This window comes from Vibrio sp. SSH13-20 (genome assembly GCF_040104475.1).
In the GTDB taxonomy this organism is placed as follows: Bacteria; Pseudomonadota; Gammaproteobacteria; order Enterobacterales; family Vibrionaceae; genus Vibrio; species Vibrio harveyi.
This window is the reverse complement of the sequence record NZ_JBECOU010000025.1, coordinates 1-5,788: the sequence shown is the minus strand read 5'-3', so window position 1 is coordinate 5,788 and position 5,788 is coordinate 1. Positions and strand designations below refer to the sequence as shown.

Genomic DNA, 5,788 nt, shown 5'->3' with positions numbered 1-5,788 from the left:
AATTACGTCATAACACATTAAAACTATTGATATTACATATCATTAGTCAAAGGAATAATGTGAGATAAATCGATTCACTTTTATTGCTCAACGAAAAGTAAGATTGATGATATGAAATGGCTAACGCTCTGTTAAGGGGTGAGCAACGCAATACCGAAGCCGCCGCATAACACCTTAAACACCAAAACCAACGCATAGTAGAAATGCTACGCGTTGCGAATCCCTCTTAAACAGTTTGTTAGGCTATATTTTGCACACCGACACCTTTAAGCAATAGATATCCTGATATGTTTTCGCGTTTCGTATGTATCTTAGGGTTTGTTTGCTGATTATTCTTAGTTTTTTGAGACTCTGCCTCTAAGTGAACGAGCAATATATTCTCTTGGCACGGTGACAGATCATAATATTCATACAACTCTTGAACCCTAGATTCGATGTGATTTGGTTCCTCTTTATAAGGCAATGATGTGAATATTAGAACTTTGTATTGAGATTGTATTACCAGTAACTTGGCAAAATCTTCAAAAACATTTCCTTTTAAAATACCAGGAGCACCACCACCATTTCCACCAAGCTCGGATTCAAGAGCTAAAATAGGAATCAATCCCTGCCCATTAGATTCATGGATCTTCCTCGGATTGATATTGGAGATAAAAACATCGACCATAAACTCTTTAGTACCATTATTTGGCGCAACAAAATACCCATTGAACTTCTCAACAAAAAACCTTTTTATCTCCCGAGTTATTTCTGGAGTGCTTTGGATTTCTTTTATGTGTAAATTCTCTTTCAATGCAGTGAAAAGTTCATTGTAGTTAATCATTTTTACTATCTCAGACAGGTTGACACATATAGCCTAACGCCCTGTTAAGGGGTGAGCAACGCAATACCAAAGCCGCCGCATACCACCTTAAACACTAAAACCAACGCATAGTGAAAATGCCACGCGTTGCGAATCCCTCTTGAACAGTTTGTTAACTGAGCGCCTTTCAGTTTTCGCCGATCTTTCAGCCACTTTCGCCAAAGTTCGTTTTGCTAATTAATGATTAGCAAAGCTAACTCAAATATGTATTTAAGAAAAAAATCACCGTTTATCTTTAGTTTGAAATGCGTCTCACAACACCATACTTCGGCGATGTAAGTGCGCCGAACTAATCGCGAATGCCTTATATTATTAGAAGGCTTTGTGCCGCCTTTCACATCAGTAAACTTAAGTATCAAGCTGAAATTAGTCGCATTAGCTCAGCTATGGAAACCGACCGAACACGCTAAATCTCTGAACCTAGAAACTGTATCATTGTGCTTTCGTATTTTCTGCGCCAGTTAACGCCGCATTAAGGTGTGAGCAACGCTACCACGAAACCGAAACCATACCACCGTAAACACAAAACCCAACGATGGAATGAAAAATGCCAAGCGTTGGGAATCACTCTTAAATGCTTTGTTAGTTTGCCTTTCGCACAAATCGCACGATTTAATTATATTGACCATTTTGTGCGACAAACTATAATCTTACTGTAATTCCAAACTTGGAGACTGAGTATGCACACACTAACAGCAAATGATGCAAAGCGTAACTTTGGTGAGCTCCTTCTAAGCGCCCAACGTGAGCCAGTAAAGATTAGCAAAAACAGTAAAGATGCCGTGGTGGTAATGTCTATCAAAGACTATGAAGAACTAGAGGCAATGAAAACTGATTACCTTAAACATTGTTTCGAGTCAGCTAAACAAGACTTAGCACAAGGCAATGTTGTTGATGGGGAAGATTTCCTAAGCACCTTGTAACCCACTATGCAAAAGAATAAATACAAACTAAGTAAATTGGCTCAGGCTCATTTACAAAAAATTAAAAGCTATACCATCAACAACTTTTCTGAAATGCAGTGGAACAACTATAAAGATACATTGCTAGCTGGGTTTCAAATGCTTGCCGACAACCCAGCCGTAGGTCGCAGCTGTGACGAGATTTATCCAAGCAGTTTCTATTTTCCGGTAGGAAAACACACAGCTTACTTTACAAAGGAAGACGGTTTTATTTTAGTTGTGGCTGTACTTGGTCAATCGCAACTCCCACAAAACCACTTGTAGCTCAGACATCACCCTAAATAAAAACTGGGGTGATGATCTTGATTGGTAAACTAACGCCGCGTTAAGTAGTGAGCAACGCCAACCACCTAACCTCAACCCTTACACTGTTAACACTAGACCCAACTTTGAATACAAAACGCCAAGCGTTGGGAATCTGCCTTAAACGCCTTGTTATGTGTAATTTGGACTACAAATCCAAAAATGCATTCGAATTCAGATTTATGCGGTCAATTTTGTATTCAGCGTCGACTTTGGAAAGAACAAACGTAAATAAACCCGCGCCATTTTCAAATTTTGCTTCAACTGTAAATATCGCTATTTCTTTACTTTCACCACTAGTGGAAACAGAAGATTTAGATTTGACAAAGACCGGGGAGTCGAAGGATTTTAAACCACCTATTTTAGATAGATACTCTATTACTTTTTGACCTTCATCACTATTTAATGCTGAACGCCCTTCAATACTAAATAGATGTTCAAACTGCGATATTTCCCATGTTGAAATTAAAGGCACGCTTTCTTCAATAAATGGCGTCGCTTCAGCAGTGACCTCACTTGTTTGAGAGGCAGCCCAAATCAGAAGCCCCCCAATTAAAACAACTGTTAGAGCAACTAGTATCGCTAAAACTTTAAAAAACTTTTTCATAAAACCTCTTTATTACACATAACGCCGCGTTAAGTGGTGAGCAACGCTACCACCTTACCTAAACCATTGTGCCGTAAACACTAAAGCCGAATCAAACCGAGAATGCCAAGCGTTGGGAATCCGTCTTAAACGCTTTGTTAGGCTATTCTTCTTGGTTTTGGTGTTGTATACCTAGCACAATAGTATTTTTACCATTACACGCTGTACATACCCAATGGCGACCAACTGTTAGCTCATGTTCTAAAACAGTTATGCTTTTCTGACAATTAGGATTGCTACATTGAAGTTCATGCTGACTTAAAGTCCAACAGACATTACCACCACCACCATCGGTGAGCTTATACTTTGCCTTACAGTTAAAGCAACCAGCTAAGATTGGCTCATTAAATGAGTGAGGAATCCGTTTCCTAATCGTTTTTCCGCACTCTTGGCAAGGTAGGGAAGAAAAATTACCTAATGTCATATTGAAAACTGGAGATTGCAAAGCTTCATCTAAAAACTGATATATTTCCTCGCATCGCCGTCTCAACTTATTCATGTTTTGGACGCCCCCTGTACGACTTTGCTTCATCGAAATAATATGAAGGTAGCTCCCCAAAGCATCATAATGCTTTTTTAACATTTTCAATGTGAATGTCTTTTCAGTACCTAATAATTGCATCGTCTCAGGTAGTGTGTGGCTATCAGGCTGTATACCTATTGAAATAGTACTACTAGCATCAGCGTTACTATCAATTTCCAAAAGTACCATCAAAACTTTCTTGGGCTGCCAAGTCTCATATTCGCTTGGTGGAAATTCATCTTTATAAGCTAGCGCCCTGTCGTATGTAATAGCTTCCATTGCCATACGAAGTTCTAAAGCAGAATATTTTAAACGAGAATCGATAGAAGCACTCAATTCATTGTGCGCAAATTTCAGGTGATCTTTTGCTAACTGTCTATAATTCACAAGCCAAACTCCTCGAATAGCCTAACGCCCTGTTAAGGGGTGAGCAACGCAATACCGATGCCGCCGCATACCACCTTAAACACCAAATTCAACGCATAGTGAAAATGCCACGCGTTGCGAATCCCTCTTGAACAGTTTGTTAGTGCGCTTTTTCAGCGATCTCCTAACCTTTAAGCGCGTTACTCCAATATTCGACCGTTTTATCTGAAACCAAGCCAGTTTCTCTTGCCGCTGCCACTAGATAGTCACACAAGTTAGTTGCTATCTGTTCATTACCGAGTAAATACAAACTACGAATTGCTCGGGTCAGACGAAGTTGGTTGTGGTCATGACTTTTAAGCCAGACATGGTTAGCAGGACTTAGCGCTTGTAAAGAAGAAATCTCACACCCATCTCGCTGTAATCCCCAAAACTCAAGTAAAAGGTCAAGTGCTTTTAAGTGAGCAACACGTAATTCTTCTGAGTTAGCAAAAGCCTCTCGATCTACTTGAGTTACTAAAGGAGCATGTTGATTGAACTTAGTACCCTCATCAATCGGGAAAAGAACTTGAATATACTTATGATCATGCTCCAGCCAGAAGTGGTTGTAAGCTAACAACTGCTCTACATTGCGACCAAATTTATCTGGAGCTTGACCAGATATGAAACGAGCAATTTCACTCATTTTAAATCCTGCTAATTGTAATTTTTATCTTTGCGCACTAACGCCCTGCTAAGGGGTGAGCAACGCAATACCGAAGCCGCTGCATACCACCTTAATCACTAAAATCAACGCATAGTAAAAATGCCACGCGTTGTGAATCCCTCTTGAGCAGTTTGTTAGTTTGCAAACCCAAAGCGTTGATTTTACGTTATTTTAAACTTTGCAAATAATAGCTTTAAGTGTTTTGATGCACTTAAGCTAGGCGTAGTCTCAAAGCGGCTACTCAATGAAACCACGTGGAACAAACAACGCCGCAGAAAACGAACTTGCAACACCAAAAAGCGCTTTTGGAAAACCAATCTCACAATGCGGACGTTCAACAAAGTCACTGAAACCACGTGAATTTTCCACACCAGAGAAAACGTCATTTCAGCAAGTAAATCGGCTTTTGTACCAACAAACTCAACGAGCAGAGTTTCAACAAAAAAGTTCAACTCAGTTAACCCAAAAATCACCGTACCAAAGAACAAATCAACCGTTGAAACGATGTCACTTTTGGATTTTCACCACGTGAGTTAACACTGAAATTGAACGCCGATACGACGATTTCGACTTTGAACTTTTACCACTAGATCTTGCGATATTGGCGCGTTTTTCCTCTTGCAAACTAACGCCGCATTAAGGTGTGAGCAACGCTACCACGAAACCTAAAGCATACCACCGTATACACTGAACTCGACGATGGAATAAAAAATGCCAAGCGTTGGGAATCACTCTTAAATGCTTTGTTAGGTGAACTTCAGTTCGCACCTACCATACTGCATGTTTGATATGGGCTCTTTTTCGTTTGCGAAAGATGCATAAGTATCGGCATGTCAGCTCAAGATGCTTTTTAACGCGCTTATTTCTAAAGGATCGGTTGGCATTAAAATAAACATTTCTACCGTTTGGTTTTCATACGATTGATTACGACTCAAAATAATATATTCGAAATCAACTAACTCAGACTTAAATTCAGATAAACTGCCATACGCCATGCCATGCTTTAGTTTTTGCTCTGACGCATTTACCCAATAGTAGCTATTAATACTGAGGTCATCATCTTCCTTTCCAGCGTCTTCATAACTAACAAAGTACCTGCCTTTGGGTAATAACTCTACTCTCTCTGAAAATGCGCTATACAGCTTCGATGGTGAAGAAATATTAGTCTGTAATTCAGAAACTTGTGAACTCAATGCAATGGTTAAAACAGAAACATTTACTGCATTCTTCAGCCATTTTTTAAGTTTATATCGACTTTTAAACTCTATCTGCACCTTGTTAACCTCCAGTTCACCTAACGCCCTGTTAAGGGGTGAGCAACGCAATACCAAAGTCGCCGCATACCACCTTAAACACTAACGCCAACGCATAGTGAAAATGCCACGCGTTGCGAATCCCTCTTGAACAGTTTGTTATATGC

General features: G+C 39.7%; 7 protein-coding genes and 3 pseudogenes. 2 read left to right on the top strand and 8 right to left on the bottom strand.

Translation table 11 applies throughout. The features are described from left to right. Positions 1–131 precede the first annotated feature (131 nt). From ABMY42_RS26115 to ABMY42_RS26105, 3 genes and pseudogenes are all read right to left on the bottom strand, one after another. Positions 132–234 (bottom strand): annotated as a pseudogene (locus tag ABMY42_RS26115) (DUF3265 domain-containing protein). A 4-nt stretch (positions 235–238) separates the two neighbouring features. Further along, positions 239–823: a hypothetical protein gene (locus ABMY42_RS26110; protein WP_021486700.1), complete on the bottom strand. Its 585-nt coding sequence runs from the start codon at positions 821–823 to the stop codon at positions 239–241. 44 nt (positions 824–867) lie between these two features. Beyond that, positions 868–1,015: pseudogene (locus ABMY42_RS26105) on the bottom strand (DUF3265 domain-containing protein). Between the two features lie 527 nt (positions 1,016–1,542). Here ABMY42_RS26105 and ABMY42_RS26100 point away from each other — a divergent pair. Both ABMY42_RS26100 and ABMY42_RS26095 read left to right on the top strand, forming a co-directional pair. Continuing rightward, entirely contained in the window at positions 1,543–1,785 is a 243-nt protein-coding gene (locus ABMY42_RS26100; RefSeq protein WP_020197845.1) for a type II toxin-antitoxin system Phd/YefM family antitoxin, read from the top strand. Between the two features lie 6 nt (positions 1,786–1,791). After that, positions 1,792–2,088, top strand: coding sequence for a type II toxin-antitoxin system RelE/ParE family toxin (locus ABMY42_RS26095; RefSeq protein WP_349266971.1), 297 nt, complete (start codon positions 1,792–1,794; stop codon positions 2,086–2,088). 187 nt (positions 2,089–2,275) lie between these two features. Here the strand turns inward: ABMY42_RS26095 and ABMY42_RS26090 are convergent, their stop codons facing one another. From ABMY42_RS26090 to ABMY42_RS26070, 5 genes and pseudogenes are all read right to left on the bottom strand, one after another. Next, the gene (locus ABMY42_RS26090; RefSeq protein WP_222327445.1) at positions 2,276–2,734 is read right to left on the bottom strand and encodes a hypothetical protein; all 459 of its coding nucleotides are present in this window, start codon (positions 2,732–2,734) and stop codon (positions 2,276–2,278) included. 142 nt (positions 2,735–2,876) lie between these two features. After that, on the bottom strand, positions 2,877–3,683 hold the full coding sequence (locus tag ABMY42_RS26085; RefSeq protein WP_349266970.1) for a hypothetical protein: 807 nt from the start codon (positions 3,681–3,683) through the stop codon (positions 2,877–2,879). A gap of 163 nt (positions 3,684–3,846) precedes the next feature. Continuing rightward, entirely contained in the window at positions 3,847–4,347 is a 501-nt protein-coding gene (locus ABMY42_RS26080; RefSeq protein ID WP_349266969.1) for an opioid growth factor receptor-related protein, read from the bottom strand. An 854-nt stretch (positions 4,348–5,201) separates the two neighbouring features. Beyond that, complete coding sequence (locus tag ABMY42_RS26075; RefSeq protein WP_349266968.1) at positions 5,202–5,642, bottom strand: hypothetical protein; 441 nt, start codon at positions 5,640–5,642, stop codon at positions 5,202–5,204. A gap of 31 nt (positions 5,643–5,673) precedes the next feature. After that, positions 5,674–5,788: pseudogene (locus ABMY42_RS26070) on the bottom strand (DUF3265 domain-containing protein); the annotation flags it as partial.